Raw genomic sequence first — 16,474 nt, 5'->3', positions numbered from 1 at the left:
TCGAAGCGGCGAAGAATGGTTTTGTCGATTCGCAGGAGAAGGAGCGGGCGGATGTTCCAACGCCGGTAAGCGTGGTACAATCGGTTCATGAACAAGATGCGCCGGTTGAGGCGCTCAGGTTGGAGGAACCTTCCTTGCCGCTCCGAATGCAATGGCAGACACCGATCGAGTTAACCTACCGCAACCAGGCTCCCATGCCGGGCGCGCAGTTTCACTCGCATGCCTTTTATGAAATTTATTACTTTCAATCGGGCGAATGTAATTATTTAATCGGCGACAAGCTGATGACGCTTCGCCCAGGCGACCTGATTCTCATGCATGGGATGACACTTCACTGCCCCAATCCGTCGCTTCATGAGCCTTATGTCCGGACCATTATTCATTTCGACCCGGCTTATATCCATAAGGTACTGCAGCCGGAGCCTGCCTCCGCTCTGCTTAAGCCGTTCGAGGAGCTTCGCAATATCCGCTTATCGCTCAGCGCTGACGAGCAGCAGGAGCTAGAGAGGCTGCTGCACACAATGAACGAGTTGTACGATAGCCGGAAATCATTATCCTCGGCAGCTGGCGGCAGGTTCCTGTTCCGGTTCCTGGACTTGCTTGAGCTGCTTCGGGAATGGTGTACGAAGCCAGTCGATGAATACCAGCATGGTTCGCTCAAAGAGCGGCATGTGCAGAGCGTTGTTTCGTATTTGGAGGAGCATTACGCAGAGGATGTTACGCTTGACGCCATAGCAGGCGCGCTGCATCTGACCAAGCCCTATTTATCTAACCTGTTCAAAGAGGTGACGGGCACGACGGTCTTCAAATACTTATACAACCGGCGGATCAATCAAGCGAAAATGTTGTTTCGGCTCGAGCCTGCCCGGTCCGTCTCGGATGTGGGCCGCGCGGTGGGCTTTCATCATCTGGCGCATTTCAGCCGGATGTTCAAGGCGACAGTAGGCTGCAGTCCGGAGGCTTACCGCAGACGGCTCGTTACTTCGCCGGCCGATTTATCTTAAGGCGTTCCCAGCCTGCGTTCATACGCGGGCTCGGGGGACGCTTTTTTCTCATGTTCACTAGTTTTAAACTTTTTTTTGTGAGCCCGTGAACAAATCTGTATGGCTAAGCGTCATATTGCCGACAACAAAGTAAAGAAGCTAAGGAATCGTAAAGAAAGGGGCTGCCTATGGTCACCACCGAACGGCGAATGGACGATGAAACAACGATGAAACAGGCCGTTCGCGGCGATGATCGAGCACTGGCTATCCTGCTGCGGGATAATTACTCCCTATTATACCGGTACATGCTGAAGGTGACGATGAACAAGGCGATGGCCGAGGATCTCGTCCAGGAGACCATGCTCAAGGCGATTGAGCGGATCGGTACGTTCCAGCTTCGGTCGAAATTTTCTACATGGCTTATATCGATCGGAACCAGACTTTATATGGATGAGATGCGCAAGAAGGAGCGGGAACGCAGATGGCGTAACGCGGAGCAGGCGATGCAGTCCATTCGCTTCGATGCAGCCATGAGACAGGACGAATGGCCGGAAGCATTAGATGCGCTTGGCGAGATGCCTTACGAGATCCGAGTCCCTATTTTGCTGAAATATTACTACGGCTACGCCTACGAGGAGATTGCCAAGTGGCTCGACATCCCGATAGGCACGGTTAAGTCAAGGCTGCATAACGGCCTAAAGCATCTGCGAAAGGAGTTGAGCCAATGAGAAGGAAGAATCACCATGACGGCCCGAAGAATAAACGCGATATGGAGACGGAATCCCCTATCGAAGGCAGCAGTTCGGAGGAATGGGAAGCCGAGCAATTCGAACAGCTGGTCGGACGCCATTTGAAGCAATGGGATGATTCGGTGACACCGGAAATTCCGTCCATCCAATCACTGGAGCAGCTCGCGGGCGATCAGCGTGATCGATTGCGCGGCCGTCTGTGGCGCGACCTGCTGCTGTTCTGGGTCGTTAGCGGAATGATCCTGTCCGGGCTCGTCCTGCTCGTGCAGCGGGACCTGAAGCTGTTTATCATTGTGCAGGTCGTTGTCCTCATGGCCGCTTGTCTATTCGTTGTCAGTCCGGTGGTACGCAGGGAGGGACGGGGCAAATGGACGAACTAAAGCAAATTCCGGTATGGCTTCTTGTTCTGCTCCTGATTGCGCTCATCAGCCAGTCCACCTGGTTGTTTATCGATGCGAGAAAGCACAGCCGGTTCCCTTGGTTTTGGGGTCTGTGGGGACTTATACAGGTGCCCATGCCCCTCATCTTATATTGGCTTGTGGTCCGGGTTGATCGAGCCCAATACGAGAAATTGCGTAACCTCTGGAAGCCGTAAGCTTGTAAAAGTGGATATCGCCTCATGCTTATGAAGCAAGGGACGATAAAGATCTGCAAGGTTGTCATAGGAGTAAATATAAGGGGGTTTATATGATGGATCAATTAACAAATACACAATTGTGGACCATTCTCGGCCCTGTACTCGCCCTCCAGCTGCTGCTTATGATCATTGCGCTGGTTGTTTGCATCCGTACCGAAGAGACGCGTGGTCCCCGCTGGATGTGGGTGCTCATCATATTGTTCGGCAATCTGATCGGCTCTATTCTATTCTTTATCTTTGGAAGGAAGTTGGCGTCATGAATCATCTTTTAAAGGTTGAAGGGCTCGCCAAATCATTTGCAGGCTCCAAGGCGGTAGACGGCATTCATTTTACAATCGGCGAGGGCCGCTGTATGGCGCTGCTTGGTCCGAACGGAGCGGGCAAAACAACGACGATCCGAATGATCACCGGACTTCTCGAGCCCACTTCCGGAAGCATATCCTTCCGGTATCAAGAGCCTGGCATGGATCGGCGCAAGCTAATCGGTTATTTGCCGCAAATTCCTGCCTTCTATGGCTGGATGAGCGGCAAGGAGTTTCTTGTCTATGCAGGAAGGCTGTGCGGTATGAGTGCCAGGGCAGCAGAAGCCAGCAGCAAGGAGCTTCTGGAACGCGTCGGGATCGCAGACGCCGGCAAGCGGCGCATCGGCGGTTACTCCGGAGGGATGAAGCAGCGGCTTGGACTGGCACAGGCGCTTATCCATAAACCAAAGCTGCTGGTGTTGGACGAGCCGGTATCCGCACTTGATCCAATCGGCCGACGCGAAGTGATGGCCCTGCTCTCCGAGCTCAAGCGGGAGACGACCGTTCTCTTCTCTACGCATGTGCTGCATGATGCCGAAGAGCTATGCGACGACGTTCTAATCATGCGTGAAGGACGGATTGCGATTCATGGGGCGATCGATGAGATCCGCGCCTCTAACAGGCAGCCGGTTCTGCTCCTTGAGACGGAAGGCGATGAACGTTCGCAAGGATGGGTGGAGGAATGGATGCGGCATCAACCTGCATTTGTCCAGACGGCGGAGGTGACAGGCAGCGGCTTACGCCTGGTCGTGAACGATGTCGGGGCAGCACGGCGCATGTTGCTCGCCCAGCTTGCGGAAGCCGATGTGCGTGTGACGAAGCTTGAGTTCGGTCACACGTCGCTCGAAGATTTATTTATAAAGGCGGTGGCAAGATGACGCAATGGTTTGTGCTCTATTGTAGAGAATGGCTGGAGCTTGTTCGAAGCTATAAGCTGATTTGGGTACCGATCGTCTTCATTCTGCTTGGTGCTTCGCAGCCGATTACCACCTATTTCTTACCGGAAATACTCGCAAGCGCGGGTAATTTGCCTGAAGGAACCACGTTTGAATTTCCTGTCCCGACAGCAGTGGAGGTTCTTGCGCAAACGCTGGGGCAGTTCGGCACCCTTGGAGTGCTAGTGGTTGCGTTGTCCAGCATGGGCGCAATATCCGGCGAACGGGTTAGCGGGACAGCTTCAATGATACTGGTCAAGCCCGTTTCATATGGGGCATTCGTGACTTCCAAATGGGCTGCGATGCTAACCCTCTCCACCATCTCTTTTGCCATGGGCTACGGAGCAGCATGGTATTACACCATGGCCTTGTTCGAAGCCGTTGGCTGGAGGGAAGTCGGCGGAAGCTTGCTCCTCTTTGCCCTGTGGCTTGGCTTTGTAGGCACGCTGACCATCCTGTTCAGCTCGCTGCTGAGAAGCGCGGCGGCTGCGGCGTTCTCTGCTCTGGCCGTATCCGTGCTGCTATCGTTATCCGCTTCTATGCTGCCGAATGCCTTTGCCTGGAGTCCTGGCAATCTATCGAAACTCGCTGCATCTTTCGTAATGAATCATACGGCGGAAGGGTTATGGCTCGTCGTATTGGTAACGTTTTGCGCAATGGCTGCTGCCCTGACGGCCAGTGCGGCAGTGCTGAGGAAACGCCCGTCTCTGGATGCTGCCTAGACGGAAGGATTCATTGGAATAAATTACGCCTAATCCGCTTGCTCTATCAATTGGACTTCGTTATTATATTTTAGTAGGATAGAATAATTGATAAGTTAGCAGAGGCAGGGATGTAAACATGCTCAAGCTAGGGCAGAAAGTGATAATGGTTTCAGACCTTTTCGAACAGAACCTCCCCGTTGGGGAGTACGGATATATTATTGCATACGACCGCAATGCCGATAACGCATTCGATTACGTCGTTCGCGTGCCTAAGGCGGGCCGTAACTTTTATGTGCCGGCCGAGGACATTGAGCTCGAGGAAGTGCTCTTGCAGCTGGAAGCCGAGCGTGTCGAACGTGAAGCGTTGATCGATTTTGCGCTTGCGACGCATAACGAGGAATTGTTCCGGCGCGTGATGAACGGCGATGAGGAGGAAGTGGTGGAGGAAAACAGTAACGAAGTGCAGAGCCGCGAGGATTTCATCCGGCAGGTGAACCTGAAGGCTTGGATTTAGTGCATACATTTCCTCGTGAGTGCAATATCCGTTCTGACACAGAGTAACGGTAGAAGACAGGCGAGTTATTGAGCGTGTGTCCACGATTAACCTCCTCCTTGAAGGAGACTTCCCCCTAGGTATTTAAATCAAAGGTCGACGTCAAATACGTTGTTCTTCTTCTTGGAATCGTGCTCCAATTCGACGGGTTAATGATCACAGGACTGCTGGTGAAGGCTTCAGAGACCGGTCCTGTTGGCATAGCTGTCACTGTGCTATCCATTGCAGCGTTCACAGCATTCGTGTGGTGGTTATTCTTTAGTACGAGTTATCGTATCGAAAGACAAGGGGCTCTTAGTAAAAAGCGGAATATTTCGTTCCGTCATCCCCTATGAGGACATAGCTAAGTTGGACAAAGCGACCAGTTATGGGCAGGGTACCGGCTGTCTTGGTTAGCATGGGGTTAGGCGCTTGCCTATCAGTTAGAGCGAACCCGTCCAAACCCCGGATACACAACAAGAAGCCTCCGAATTAGTGGAGGCTTCTTGTTCTGTATTTAGCGAACGTACAGCAAGCGGCGACTGCCGCTTCTTATGTCTCTGATCCGCTATCCTCTTCGGTGGTTGAGGATGTGGATGATTTCGAAGGCGCTTTTCCCTCGAAGCCGCCCCTATGTCCGCCGCCGCGTACGTGATCTTGTCCGTTAACAATGTTCTCTGCGCGCTCAGCGGCGCCTGCTGTCTGCTTGCCGGCTTGCTCTTGCGTCAACTGCCCATCTTCCACGGCTTGATTGATCTCATTCACGATCGCAGCTTTCAAAGCGTCGATCACGTTTTGTACCTCTACGCCCTTATCTTTTGCCAGATCGGCCAGCGACTTGCCGGAAGTGAGCGCTGTCTCCAACTCGGAATCGCTCAGGCCCAGAAGTCCGGCAACTTCGTCAAGATTTACTTTATTGAAGTCGAACCTTCCTCTGGAGCCTTTTCCTTCAAGCGGCTTCGTGGAGTCGATCATTGTGTCCAAGCGCGATGTGAATTGCGATTTTTTCTCTTTTTGACGATTATCGAAGGCAGTCGTAAGGGCTTGCTTCAATTGTTCGCGCGTCACGCTTTGTGCCTCGGCTACTTGAGCCAATGTCTTCCCTGCGGCTAGCTTCTCATTCAATCCATCCTGATCCAGCTTGAGTAGATCCAGCACCTCTTGGCTTACGATGCCGCCCGTTTTACCATGTCCGCCTCCGCGATGTCCCATCTCCGATGCGGTTTTTGTCTTTATACTGCTGTCGCCCGGGATATTAGATGTTGTTGCGCTAGTGGCAGCATATGCACTAAGTGGAATCATGACCGCCAAGGCGGCTGTAATGCTCATGGTTTTCAGGTACTTGTTCATGATAGATATCCTCCTCTTGTAGCGAATGTGGTCTTTACCTCTTTCATTATGGCCATGCTACCTTAAGAGGGAATGAAAGGAAGATAAGCGCCAGTTGAAAGTTTGCTGAAAATCAGCTTTATGCCGGCTTGGAAGTGAAGCTCCATTATCCATTGAGTTCAACCCGTTTCTTGCGCTATAATAGGAGGAATGTGAGCACACAAGGATAGAAAGGGAGGCCACGCGCCCATGAGCATTACGGTCAAGGACGTTGAACATGTCGCCAATTTAGCGCGGCTGGAGCTTTCGGAGCAGGAGAAAGAGCAGCTTACCGGACAGCTTAATGCGATTCTAAAATATGCGGAGAAGCTCGGCGAGCTGGATACCGATCATGTAGAGCCGACAAGCCATGTGCTGCCGGTTACGAATGTCATGCGGGACGACCGTGTTCGTGAATCCGTTTCAGTCGAAACGGCCATGAAGAACGCACCGGATGAGGAAGACGGCCAGTTTAAAGTACCAGCTGTATTAGAATAGAACGAAGGAACCTGTCCAGTAGGAGGTTCTGTGGCCGTTAAGCGCCCGCACCTTGCAGTGCGCGGCGAAGTTGAAGGGAGGAAGGATTGTTGGCACCATTTGATTTGCGCCTTCAGGAAGTACATAACAAGCTGACGAGCAAAGAGCTTTCCGTCACCGATCTGGTCAATGAGTCATATCAACGGATTGCGGAGACGGACGCTTCCATTCAAGCGTTTCTTACATTAAATGAGGATGGCGCTCGCGCCGCTGCCTCTGAATTGGACAAGCAGCTTCAAGAGGGCGGGGAACGCGGCCTGCTGTTCGGCCTGCCCGCAGGCATCAAGGATAATATCGTTACGGAAGGGCTGCTCACGACTTGTGGAAGTCAGTTCCTGCGTAACCATGATCCGATCTATAACGCGACGACGGTTAAGAAACTGATGGCCGCGCAATCGATCACGATCGGCAAGCTGAATATGGATGAATTTGCGATGGGCGGCTCTAATGAAAATTCCAGTTTTTATCCAACGCGAAACCCTTGGAATACAGATTACGTGCCAGGCGGCTCCAGCGGCGGCTCTGCAGCAGCAGTGGCAGCAGGCCAAGTATATTTCTCGCTCGGCTCCGATACGGGGGGATCGATCCGGCAGCCGGCTGCTTACTGCGGCGTCGTCGGTCTGAAGCCGACTTATGGCCTTGTCTCGCGGTTTGGCCTCGTCGCGTTCGCCTCGTCGCTCGATCAGATCGGACCGCTGACCAAGAACGTGGAGGATTCCGCTTACGTCCTGCAGGCACTTGCCGGTTATGACGAGATGGACTCAACCTCGGCGAAGGTAGATATTCCTGATTATGTGAATGCGCTGAACGGAGACGTCAAGGGCCTTCGCATCGGTGTGCCGAAGGAATACCTTGGACAAGGTATCGATCCGAAAGTGAAAGAAGCCGTGCTCCAAGCACTGAAAGTATACGAGAGTCTTGGCGCTACGTGGGAGGAAGTGTCCATGCCGCATACGGAATATGCGGTGGCAACCTACTACCTGCTCGCCTCGTCTGAAGCTTCATCTAATCTCGCTCGCTTTGACGGGGTACGTTATGGCGTACGTGCCGATAACCCGGATAATTTGATCGAGCTTTACAGGAAGTCACGCAGCCAAGGATTCGGTCCTGAAGTGAAGCGCCGGATCATGCTCGGCACCTATGCACTAAGCTCCGGCTACTATGATGCGTATTATTTGAAGGCACAGAAAGTCCGGACGCTCATTAAGCAGGATTTCGACAATGTATTTGCAAACTACGATTTAATTATCGGCCCAACGGCACCAACACCGGCTTTCCGAATTGGCGAGCAAGTGGGTGATCCGCTGACGATGTACCTGAATGATATTTGTACGATTCCTGTCAGCTTGGCGGGAGTACCCGCGATCAGTGTTCCGTGCGGTTTTGCGGACGGGTTACCGATCGGCCTGCAAATTATCGGCAAAGCGTTCGACGAGACGACGGTGCTGCGTGCGGCGCATGCGTACGAACAGCATACGGAGCATCACAAACAGCGTCCGCAGCTCTGAGCTAAAGGCGGATGTGAAGGAAGCGGAGGGCTAATAGACGATGTTTGAAGCAACCCAATACGAAACGGTAATAGGGCTGGAAGTGCATGTCGAGCTCCATACGAAGAGTAAAATCTTCTGCGGCTGCTCCACCTCTTTCGGTGCCCCGCCGAATACCCATACATGCCCAATCTGTCTGGGGCATCCCGGCGTGCTGCCGGTCTTGAACCGCCAGGCAGTGGAATATGCGATGAAGGCAGCGCTGGCACTCAACTGCCAAATCGCGGATGTAAGCAAATTCGATCGCAAAAATTATTTTTATCCCGATTCCCCTAAAGCATATCAAATCTCCCAGTTCGACCAGCCGATCGGCGAGAATGGCTGGATTGATATCGAAGTGGATGGCAAGACAAAACGGATCGGTATTACCCGTCTTCATCTTGAGGAGGATGCGGGTAAGTTGACTCACGTGGACGGCGGTTTTGCATCGCTTGTCGATTTCAACCGTGTCGGAACGCCGCTCGTCGAGATCGTGTCGGAGCCGGATCTCCGTTCACCTGAGGAAGCAAGGGCTTATTTGGAGAAGCTTCGGGCAATCATGCTCTACTGTGACGTGTCCGATGTGAAGATGGAAGAAGGCTCTATGCGCTGTGATGCCAACGTGAGCATTCGTCCTTACGATCAGGAGCAGTTCGGGACGCGTGCAGAGCTGAAGAACATGAACTCGTTCCGCGGCGTGCAGCGCGGACTGGAGTATGAGCAGATTCGTCAAGCGGACGTCCTGGACAACGGGGGTAAGGTTGTCCAGGAGACTCGCCGCTGGGATGAAGCGCAAGGTAAGACATTCTCAATGCGCAGTAAGGAAGAAGCGCATGACTATCGTTACTTCCCAGATCCGGATCTCGTGAAGGTGAACATCAGCGAGGAATGGAAGGAACGCGTTCGTGCCAGCATTCCAGAGCTGCCGGATGCCCGTCAGGCGCGTTATGCCAGTGAATTTGGCTTGCCATCGTATGATGCCGGCGTCATTACGTCGTCCATGAAGCTCGCTGACTTTTTCGAGGAGAGCCTACAGTACACCAAGGATGCCAAGTCGGTTGCGAATTGGATCATGGGGGATTTGCTCGGCTATCTGAATGCGAACGGCCAGGAGCTAGGCGACGTGAAGATTACCGGTCAAGGACTCGGCGAGATGATTGGTCTGATGGAGAAAGGGACGATCAGCAGCAAGATCGCCAAGACTGTATTCAAAGCGATGCTGGAGAGCGGCAAGCGTCCGCAGCAGATCGTGGAGGAGCAGGGGCTCGTTCAGATTAGCGATGAAGGCGCAATTGCGGCTGTAGTCGATCAGATCGTAAGTAAGAATCCGCAATCGGTGGAGGATTTCAAAGCCGGCAAGGAGAAGGCAATTGGCTTCCTCGTCGGGCAAGTGATGAAAGAAACGAAGGGTAAAGCGAATCCGGCACTTGTAAACAAGCTGCTGTTGGAGCGATTGAATCAATAATTCGTTGAAAGAGGCATGTCCGACTGTTCCATTCGTCGACATGCCTCTTTTTGTTCTTCGCCTGCTTGCTCGTTTTTGGAGGAATGACTCCTGGTTAATGATGACTGACGGCTTGTTGTGCTACAATATATAGTAATAAATATAAAGTTACCGGAGCTCGGAAGCGCAGCAAGTCGGCAATTACAGACAGCGAAGGGAGGCAGCTTGCGCCATGAGAGAGAATAAACGGGCAACCCGGATTTGGGCGCGATTGCTATCTTTTCTCGTTCCTGGCGCAGGGCATTTGGTGCTGGGCCTTCATATGAAAGGGCTGCTGCTGGTCGCGGTGACGCTTACGGACCTTGTGGCGATGATCCGCTTCGCGGATGAAGGCGGAGGGGAATTTGCTCTTCTGATCGTTTACTTAGGCCTTGCTCTCCCGTTCTTTTGGTTCTACAGTGTATTCGATACGCTGCAGGAGGCGGCCCGGCTTCGAGGTGTCCAAGATAGCCGCCTCGCTGGGGATCAACCGAAGGCAGCCGTTATAGCGCTCCAAGGCGCGCTCATCATCTCCCTGGGTTTAGTGCTGCTCGTACTTGTGCGGGCGCCAACGGTACTGACACCGTGGTTGGATACCGCAGGAGTCTATGCTCCCGGAATTGGGCTGGCAGCGGTCGCTATTTTTATAGGAATACAGAGGGGGAGTACGATGTTCAAAATGGGGCGGTTAACCGCGGCTGTCATCATTATGACCGTCGGCGGCTTGCTGCTGTGGGATCAAATAAAGGGACGTAACGACATCAATCTGCTGGGGCAATGGTGGCCGGCTGCATTCGTGCTGCTGGGACTGGAGGTTGTGATTTTCGGTCTCGTCTACCGCACCAGCAGTAAGCGCCTATCGTTTGATCTAGTCGGGAGTTTACTGGCGGTCGTCATTGCAGTTACCGCATACGGGGTCACGCAGTATTCAGCGATGCCGTTCCGTTGGCTGGATGAATGGAAGGTTAATTTGGCCGGGATGGCTGGATACGGTGAGGAAAAGGGATTCAGGTATGATAAAGAGCTGATCAAGGTGCCGGTTGAACAGGAGCTGGCGGCCATTGCGATCGATAATCCGAATGGGAAAGTGACCCTTAAGAAGGGCGATGTCAGTGAAATTGAAATCGTGACCGTCTTGTGGGTGGATTCGGGAGATCAGCAAGAGGCGGACGATGTTGCCGCTAATTCAATGGTAGAAGTCGACAGCGGAAAAAAACTCACCATCAAGGCAAAAGGAGAGTCATACGGTACTAATGGCAACCGTAAACCGCGTATGAATATGATGATAACGGTACCGGCGGATTCTCATCTCGTGCAGCTTCCGGCTGATGAATCTCAGCAGACTGAGGGCATTAACGGTGAAACTTTAGGAGATGCTGGGTCTTCTGAATCTATAGACAACGGCGCACCCGCAAATACGGCGAATACGGGTTCAAGTGGAGCGATAGATGCTGACGGGGTTTTACTTGATGATGGCCAATCCGCCTCTAACACACAAGGTACCGATATGACGCAGCCACCTGCATCGTCAGGGGAAGGGAATGCGGACAATGAATCCCCCATGGACCATGAGGAACGTTCCGTAGTATTGACCATTCAGGTGACGAACGGCTCGGTTGACGTATCGGGTCTGAATGTGCCGGGTGGACTTCAGGTGAAAGTCACGAATGGCGAGATTGCGATTCGGGAAATCAGAGGTTCTGTCGGTGTGGAGACGAAGAACGGAAGTATCACGGTTGCCGACATCGATGGAAACGCACGGCTGGAGACCTACAACGGCATTGTGAAAGCAGCGCGGATTCAAGGTGATTTAGCAGGCTCGACGTTAAGCGGCGGCATCGAGGTTGAGCAGCTTGCAGGCGCTGCGGAGGTCGAAACGAAGAACGGTGAAATTTTGATTCGGGAAGCTTCCTCCAGCATCAAAGCGGATACGTTGAATGGAAATATTGAAATCAGCAGCAGCGTTGTCGGGGGAGACTGGGATATCGACAGCTCGATTGGCGAAATTCGTCTGTTTATCCCGGAGAACGGGAGCTACACCGTCAACGGCTCTGTCACATTCGGCAATGTCGCGACAGACCTTCCCTTAACCGCAAGCAAGAAAACGATCCGCGGCGACATCGGTTCAGGCGATTATCGAATTAATATCGATGCGAACAGCAGCATATCGGTAAATCGTTACAACAATTGAAATGGGCACCAGCTTTCATTGACAAAATGAAAAGTAAGCACGTACAATGGTGCTAACGAAACAGAAAGGCGTGAAGGGCATGGGTGCGACCGTTGAACAAGCTTTAGAACAATTGAAAAGTACCGGCGTCCGTATGACCCCGCAGCGTCATGCCATCCTGAGTTTTTTGATGAATTCAATGACCCATCCGACGGCTGATGAAATATACAAAGCGCTATCACCTGTATTTCCTAGCATGAGCGTAGCGACCATATATAATAATTTGCGGCTGTTCGTCGATGCCAGACTCGTTCGCGAACTTACCTACGGCGACGATTCTAGCCGGTTCGATGCTGACTTGTCCGAGCATTATCATGCCATCTGCAAATCCTGCGGCAAAATCGTCGATTTCGATTATCCGCCACTCACAGATGTGGAGGACGCGGCATCGCGCGAAACGGGATTTAAAGTGGAAGGTCACCGGATGGAAATTTACGGGCACTGCGGGGATTGCTCCAAGGTTCATTCCTAACGATAACATGGCGTTTTATTTGCCCGTATGTAACATTATGGCGCAATACCAGCGTGCAGGAGAGGGGGTCAACCCGACTTTCTGCACGCTTTTTTGTCCAGCGGACAAGTAATTGACTCGACTGATAGGAGGCTAACATAAACGTGCAGACGGTTCGTGTTCGTCCGCGCCACCGCCGGCAAGGCGGCTGGTTAAAGTGGCTTGTTCTGATAAGCGGACTCATTTCAATGCTCGTCGTTATATGGATTGGCTGGAACCGGTACGTTCCAAACAATACGGAGGAAAAACCTCAATATGGTTTGGAGTACCCTATTATTGTCCAGGGGAAAGTAATGAAGGAAGGGGCGATAACCGAGAATTCAACGGTGAAGCTGCCGCTTTCTGTACTGCAGCAGCCATCTCTGGGGCTAAAGGATTGGATCCATTACGAGCAGAAGAGCGGACACATCATATTGACGAATGTAGATAAAGTACTGCGGTTGAAGACGAATTTATTAACGGCGACGATGAACAGCAAGCAATATGACTTGACTGTAGCCGCAGAAGTGAAAGCAGACAATGTTTATATTCCGGTTACGCCGCTGGAAGAGCTATATGGCCTAAAGGTCGAATTGGATGAAGTGACTCATATCGTCACCGTTATACCGGCCGGTGATGCCGTGCAGCGGGGGAAGGCAGACACCGACGAAGTCATAATCCGCCACGAGCCTACGATCCGGTCTCCTATTGCAGAGCGAATCGTTCCAGGGAAAGAAGTGAGAATCTGGGGGGAGGACGATGGCTGGTATCGGGTTCAAAGCCCGCAAGGCTACGTAGGATACGCGGCAAAGGACAAGCTTCAGTTATCGCAAGTGGAACGGATCGCGGCACCTGAGAAGGAAGAGCCGTTCGTGGCCTGGAAGGTGATGGGACGCAAAATCAATATGACATGGGAAGCCGTGTATGCGAAGAACCCCAACATAGCGGACATCGGTCCGCTGACCGGCGTGAATGTGGTAAGTCCGACCTGGTTTGAATTGATCGATGGCACAGGCAAAATTCGCAGTAAGGCGGACAAAGCGTATATCGATTGGGCACATAAGAAAGGCATGCAGGTATGGGCGCTGTTCAGTAACGGATTTGAGCCGGAGCGGACAACGAGCGTGCTCGCGGATGCGGACAAGCGGTTCTATATGATCCAGCAGCTTCTGGCTTATGCCCAGATGTATAAGCTGCAGGGCATTAATGTGGATTTCGAAAATGTCGTGACATCCGATAAAGCCAATTTAGTTCAATTCGTCAAAGAGCTGACTCCGCTTCTACATGAGCAGGGGCTGGTAGTCTCCATCGATGTGACTCCGAAATCGAACAGCGAAATGTGGTCTAAGTTTCTAGACCGGGCTGCCCTCGGCAAGATCGTTGACTATATGATGATCATGGCTTATGACGAGCATTGGGCATCCAGTCCCAAGTCGGGATCAGTCGCTTCGCTCCCTTGGGTGGAGCAAGCACTCGTGAAGATTATGGAGGAAGATAACGTACCTGCCGGGAAGCTGGTGCTTGCGGCGCCGCTATATGCGCGTCTATGGACGGAGAAGAAGGATGAGACGGGTTCCATTAAGGTAAGCTCGAAGGCGCTTGGGATGGACACAGTAACAGGAATTGTTAAGGATCGAAAGCTGAAACCTGTCTTTGACGCAAAGGCTGGTCAGAATTACGTAGAATATACGGAGAACGGAGCTTTACAGCGAATATGGATCGAAGATGCCGTTTCGATGAAAGCCCGGGTAGCGCTTGTGATGAAATACGATTTGGCGGGCCTTGCCACCTGGCAGCGGACGTTCCAATCCGATAGTATTTGGGCTATTATTGATAATTCTTTAAATAAACGACCTTAATTGCAGTAATGAAAGGCGCCTCTTTGATGGTATGTCCATCGAGGAGGCGCCTTTCATATCGTATAGAGAGTGTCTAAGCATCCTGAGTCGAATCGACCGGCTTTTGCGTCGCTTGATTGGGGTCAAGCGTCAATATCGTTTTGCAGTACATGCAGCGGTCCGTTTTGCCGAGCATCTTCGTTGGTCTGGCACATTCGGGACAAGTTAATATGGTGGCACTAGTAGACATCATGCCAGCCCAGAAATAAACCCCCACGCTGACGAGCATCGCGATCATCCCGATTACCATGAAGATTCCAGCGAATATTTTTCCCGATTGTCCCCAAAAGACGATACCAGACGTTCCGAGGATCATTAGTCCCATGCCAAGAAGTGTAAAAAGAAGTCCCCAGAGCCGGAATTCGTTGATTTTGCTTGATCTAAAAAACATGATGTCGTTCCTTTCTGACAGATCTGCATCGATTTCTTAAGAATGGGCAGGAAACCGGGCGGAGCTTGTCGAACAAGAATTAAACTGCGAAATCATTATAGCTCAAACTGTACGACGAAGCCATACGGGGGATCAATGTGGAGCATATAAAGGCGCATTTTCTAGAAATTTTCAAGCAAGACGAGGATCTCATCAGCTTGATGGCAGTAAACGATCCTCATCCGTATAGTCCATTAATTAATGGGATGGACCTGCTTTTAATCGTTGTTTCGTCAAATTTCGAGCATTCTCTAGCATTAGAGCATGTGCGAATGGGAAGCGTTCAAGTACAAATCCGTCGGGTAACCCCGGCCAATCTGGAGCATTGGGTATCTGGCGGCGAAACCCGCAGCAGCGTACAATGGCTCGTTCAGGGGGAAATCCTGTTGGACAGAGACAATTATTTACTCCATTTCCGTCAGCGGATGGAAACATTACCGGAAGAATTACGCGGGCGCAAACAGCTCAAGGAATTTGGCTGCTTCGTTCAGACCTATTTGCAAGCCAAGCAAGATTTGCAAGACGGCAACCTGCTTGATGCATACAGCAATACGATTAATGCGCTTCACCATTGGGCGAATATCGTTCTCGTTGAAGCGGGCGTATATCCTGAACTGGCATTATGGCGCCAAATGAGACGGTTTGATCCTGGTATATATAAATTGTACGAGGAGCTAACCATCAGTACCGAGACGCTTGAACAGCGCGTGCAGCTTGTCATGCTGGCATGCGAATTTTCCTTCATGAGCAAAATGAAATCATGCTGCGAATTTCTCTTCTCTATATTAACTAGCCGTGAAGAGCCTTGGAGTATTGCGGATCTCCAGTCTCATCCGCTTCTTGCTGATTTACAGATTGATCTATCCCTTCTGATCAGGAAGCTGGTCATGCGGGGTTACGTGAAGGAAGTAGCAGTTATCCCGTTCTCAGGTGATACGGATTCATTAGAGCTTCGTTACCGCTGCGAAACGGTATAGTTCATCGATAAACAAGCATGGGATGCTTTATGATTCGGGTATGATGGAGTACGCAGCTGCGGCTGCGTTTCTTGTTGTTTAGGTACAGTGCAAGCATGTTAAGGCGGTATACGTTATCGAATGTGCTCCTCGCCTAAGTTTTTCTCATGTTTCGCTTGACGCATTCAAGTGGGATGTGTTAGATTAGTCCTTACCGCCTCGAAGGAAATGAAGCTGCACAAAGAAAGAAACAAAAAAGAATTAAAAAAAGTGCTTGCATTCAAACGGGTGGATATGATATATTATAAAAGTCGCCGCTGAGAGAAAACGCAGCGAATGACGAAAGAAATTCACGAGTATTTGTTCTTTGAAAACTGAACAATGAGCGACCTGTCAAGCAAAGATTTAACAAGTAATGAGCTAACAAGCTTATCAATATAGTCGGTCTTCGGATCGCACTTTTATGGAGAGTTTGATCCTGGCTCAGGACGAACGCTGGCGGCGTGCCTAATACATGCAAGTCGAGCGAATTTCATTGAAAGCTTGCTTTCAATGGAGTTAGCGGCGGACGGGTGAGTAACACGTAGGTAACCTGCCTACAAGACTGGGATAACATTCGGAAACGAATGCTAATACCGGATACGCAATTTCCTCGCATGAGGGAATTGGGAAAGGCGGAGCAATCTGCCACTTGTAGATGGACCTGCGGCGCAT

At 51.5% G+C, this 16,474-nt stretch carries 17 protein-coding genes and 1 rRNA gene; 16 read left to right on the top strand and 2 right to left on the bottom strand.

Going from position 1 to position 16,474, the window contains the following annotated elements; genetic code table 11:
* Nucleotides 1–134 precede the first annotated feature (134 nt).
* From NNL21_RS28095 to NNL21_RS28060, 8 genes are all read left to right on the top strand, one after another.
* On the top strand, nucleotides 135–1,004 hold the full coding sequence (locus NNL21_RS28095) for an AraC family transcriptional regulator (protein ID WP_256555540.1): 870 nt from the start codon (nucleotides 135–137) through the stop codon (nucleotides 1,002–1,004).
* Nucleotides 1,005–1,171: 167 nt separating this feature from the next.
* Nucleotides 1,172–1,711 carry an RNA polymerase sigma factor SigY gene (sigY, locus tag NNL21_RS28090; protein WP_256555539.1) on the top strand — a complete coding sequence of 180 codons (540 nt, stop codon included), beginning with the start codon at nucleotides 1,172–1,174 and terminating at the stop codon, nucleotides 1,709–1,711.
* Complete coding sequence (locus tag NNL21_RS28085; RefSeq protein ID WP_204821595.1) at nucleotides 1,708–2,112, top strand: YxlC family protein; 405 nt, start codon at nucleotides 1,708–1,710, stop codon at nucleotides 2,110–2,112. Before sigY ends, NNL21_RS28085 begins: the two co-directional genes overlap by 4 nt.
* A complete protein-coding gene (locus tag NNL21_RS28080) occupies nucleotides 2,100–2,327 on the top strand; it encodes a transcriptional regulator (RefSeq protein ID WP_204821596.1) in 228 nt (75 codons plus the stop codon). Before NNL21_RS28085 ends, NNL21_RS28080 begins: the two co-directional genes overlap by 13 nt.
* 92 nt (nucleotides 2,328–2,419) lie before the next feature.
* Nucleotides 2,420–2,629 (top strand): PLD nuclease N-terminal domain-containing protein, encoded by a 210-nt coding sequence (locus NNL21_RS28075; protein ID WP_309145361.1) that lies wholly within the window; start codon nucleotides 2,420–2,422, stop codon nucleotides 2,627–2,629.
* Complete coding sequence (locus tag NNL21_RS28070) at nucleotides 2,626–3,549, top strand: ABC transporter ATP-binding protein (protein ID WP_204821597.1); 924 nt, start codon at nucleotides 2,626–2,628, stop codon at nucleotides 3,547–3,549. The genes NNL21_RS28075 and NNL21_RS28070 overlap by 4 nt, the downstream gene beginning before the upstream one ends.
* Nucleotides 3,546–4,328, top strand: coding sequence for an ABC transporter permease (locus NNL21_RS28065; protein WP_204821598.1), 783 nt, complete (start codon nucleotides 3,546–3,548; stop codon nucleotides 4,326–4,328). The genes NNL21_RS28070 and NNL21_RS28065 overlap by 4 nt, the downstream gene beginning before the upstream one ends.
* A 118-nt stretch (nucleotides 4,329–4,446) precedes the next feature.
* Nucleotides 4,447–4,824: an ATPase gene (locus tag NNL21_RS28060; protein WP_204821599.1), complete on the top strand. Its 378-nt coding sequence runs from the start codon at nucleotides 4,447–4,449 to the stop codon at nucleotides 4,822–4,824.
* A 570-nt stretch (nucleotides 4,825–5,394) separates the two neighbouring features.
* On the opposite strand, the gene NNL21_RS28055 is transcribed toward NNL21_RS28060, so the two are convergent.
* Nucleotides 5,395–6,192 (bottom strand): hypothetical protein, encoded by a 798-nt coding sequence (locus NNL21_RS28055; RefSeq protein WP_204821600.1) that lies wholly within the window; start codon nucleotides 6,190–6,192, stop codon nucleotides 5,395–5,397.
* 228 nt (nucleotides 6,193–6,420) lie between these two features.
* Here NNL21_RS28055 and gatC point away from each other — a divergent pair, with 228 nt between their 5' ends.
* The 6 genes from gatC to NNL21_RS28025 all read left to right on the top strand — a co-directional run bounded on the left by gatC (nucleotide 6,421) and on the right by NNL21_RS28025 (nucleotide 14,335).
* The gene (gatC, locus tag NNL21_RS28050; protein WP_204821601.1) at nucleotides 6,421–6,708 is read left to right on the top strand and encodes an Asp-tRNA(Asn)/Glu-tRNA(Gln) amidotransferase subunit GatC; all 288 of its coding nucleotides are present in this window, start codon (nucleotides 6,421–6,423) and stop codon (nucleotides 6,706–6,708) included.
* 89 nt (nucleotides 6,709–6,797) lie between these two features.
* Nucleotides 6,798–8,255, top strand: a complete 1,458-nt coding sequence (gene gatA / locus NNL21_RS28045) for an Asp-tRNA(Asn)/Glu-tRNA(Gln) amidotransferase subunit GatA (RefSeq protein ID WP_204821602.1) — start codon at nucleotides 6,798–6,800, stop codon at nucleotides 8,253–8,255.
* Between the two features lie 40 nt (nucleotides 8,256–8,295).
* Nucleotides 8,296–9,738 (top strand): Asp-tRNA(Asn)/Glu-tRNA(Gln) amidotransferase subunit GatB, encoded by a 1,443-nt coding sequence (gene gatB, locus NNL21_RS28040; RefSeq protein WP_204821603.1) that lies wholly within the window; start codon nucleotides 8,296–8,298, stop codon nucleotides 9,736–9,738.
* Nucleotides 9,739–9,949: 211 nt separating this feature from the next.
* Nucleotides 9,950–11,947 (top strand): DUF4097 family beta strand repeat-containing protein, encoded by a 1,998-nt coding sequence (locus NNL21_RS28035; protein WP_204821604.1) that lies wholly within the window; start codon nucleotides 9,950–9,952, stop codon nucleotides 11,945–11,947.
* Between the two features lie 79 nt (nucleotides 11,948–12,026).
* Nucleotides 12,027–12,458 (top strand): peroxide-responsive transcriptional repressor PerR, encoded by a 432-nt coding sequence (gene perR / locus NNL21_RS28030; RefSeq protein ID WP_204821630.1) that lies wholly within the window; start codon nucleotides 12,027–12,029, stop codon nucleotides 12,456–12,458.
* A gap of 143 nt (nucleotides 12,459–12,601) precedes the next feature.
* The gene (locus NNL21_RS28025) at nucleotides 12,602–14,335 is read left to right on the top strand and encodes a glycosyl hydrolase family 18 protein (RefSeq protein WP_204821605.1); all 1,734 of its coding nucleotides are present in this window, start codon (nucleotides 12,602–12,604) and stop codon (nucleotides 14,333–14,335) included.
* 73 nt (nucleotides 14,336–14,408) lie between these two features.
* Here the strand turns inward: NNL21_RS28025 and NNL21_RS28020 are convergent, their stop codons facing one another.
* On the bottom strand, nucleotides 14,409–14,765 hold the full coding sequence (locus NNL21_RS28020; RefSeq protein WP_204821606.1) for a YgzB family protein: 357 nt from the start codon (nucleotides 14,763–14,765) through the stop codon (nucleotides 14,409–14,411).
* Nucleotides 14,766–14,902: 137 nt separating this feature from the next.
* Between NNL21_RS28020 and NNL21_RS28015 the strand changes: the two genes are divergently transcribed.
* Together NNL21_RS28015 and NNL21_RS28010 are read left to right on the top strand one after the other, a co-directional pair.
* Nucleotides 14,903–15,781, top strand: a complete 879-nt coding sequence (locus NNL21_RS28015) for a nucleotidyltransferase-like protein (RefSeq protein WP_204821607.1) — start codon at nucleotides 14,903–14,905, stop codon at nucleotides 15,779–15,781.
* Nucleotides 15,782–16,220: 439 nt separating this feature from the next.
* Nucleotides 16,221–16,474: ribosomal RNA gene (locus tag NNL21_RS28010) — 16S ribosomal RNA — on the top strand; the annotation flags it as partial.

This window comes from Paenibacillus mendelii (genome assembly GCF_024498075.1).
Taxonomy (GTDB): Bacteria; Bacillota; Bacilli; order Paenibacillales; family Paenibacillaceae; genus Paenibacillus_Z; species Paenibacillus_Z mendelii.
The sequence above is the reverse complement of the archived record's forward strand: the minus strand, read 5'-3'. Positions and strand labels throughout refer to the sequence as shown.

What these genes read in the sequence shown, in the direction of transcription:
- sigY (WP_256555539.1), top strand. Translation starts at nt 1,172, where the DNA reads ATGGTCACCACCGAACGGCGAATGGACGATGAAACAACGATGAAACAG.
- NNL21_RS28085 (WP_204821595.1), top strand. Translation starts at nt 1,708, where the DNA reads ATGAGAAGGAAGAATCACCATGACGGCCCGAAGAATAAACGCGATATG.
- NNL21_RS28080 (WP_204821596.1), top strand. Translation starts at nt 2,100, where the DNA reads ATGGACGAACTAAAGCAAATTCCGGTATGGCTTCTTGTTCTGCTCCTG.
- NNL21_RS28075 (WP_309145361.1), top strand. Translation starts at nt 2,420, where the DNA reads ATGATGGATCAATTAACAAATACACAATTGTGGACCATTCTCGGCCCT.
- NNL21_RS28070 (WP_204821597.1), top strand. Translation starts at nt 2,626, where the DNA reads ATGAATCATCTTTTAAAGGTTGAAGGGCTCGCCAAATCATTTGCAGGC.
- NNL21_RS28065 (WP_204821598.1), top strand. Translation starts at nt 3,546, where the DNA reads ATGACGCAATGGTTTGTGCTCTATTGTAGAGAATGGCTGGAGCTTGTT.
- NNL21_RS28060 (WP_204821599.1), top strand. Translation starts at nt 4,447, where the DNA reads ATGCTCAAGCTAGGGCAGAAAGTGATAATGGTTTCAGACCTTTTCGAA.
- NNL21_RS28055 (WP_204821600.1), bottom strand. Translation starts at nt 6,192, where the DNA reads ATGAACAAGTACCTGAAAACCATGAGCATTACAGCCGCCTTGGCGGTC.
- gatC (WP_204821601.1), top strand. Translation starts at nt 6,421, where the DNA reads ATGAGCATTACGGTCAAGGACGTTGAACATGTCGCCAATTTAGCGCGG.
- gatB (WP_204821603.1), top strand. Translation starts at nt 8,296, where the DNA reads ATGTTTGAAGCAACCCAATACGAAACGGTAATAGGGCTGGAAGTGCAT.
- NNL21_RS28035 (WP_204821604.1), top strand. Translation starts at nt 9,950, where the DNA reads ATGAGAGAGAATAAACGGGCAACCCGGATTTGGGCGCGATTGCTATCT.
- perR (WP_204821630.1), top strand. Translation starts at nt 12,027, where the DNA reads ATGGGTGCGACCGTTGAACAAGCTTTAGAACAATTGAAAAGTACCGGC.
- NNL21_RS28020 (WP_204821606.1), bottom strand. Translation starts at nt 14,765, where the DNA reads ATGTTTTTTAGATCAAGCAAAATCAACGAATTCCGGCTCTGGGGACTT.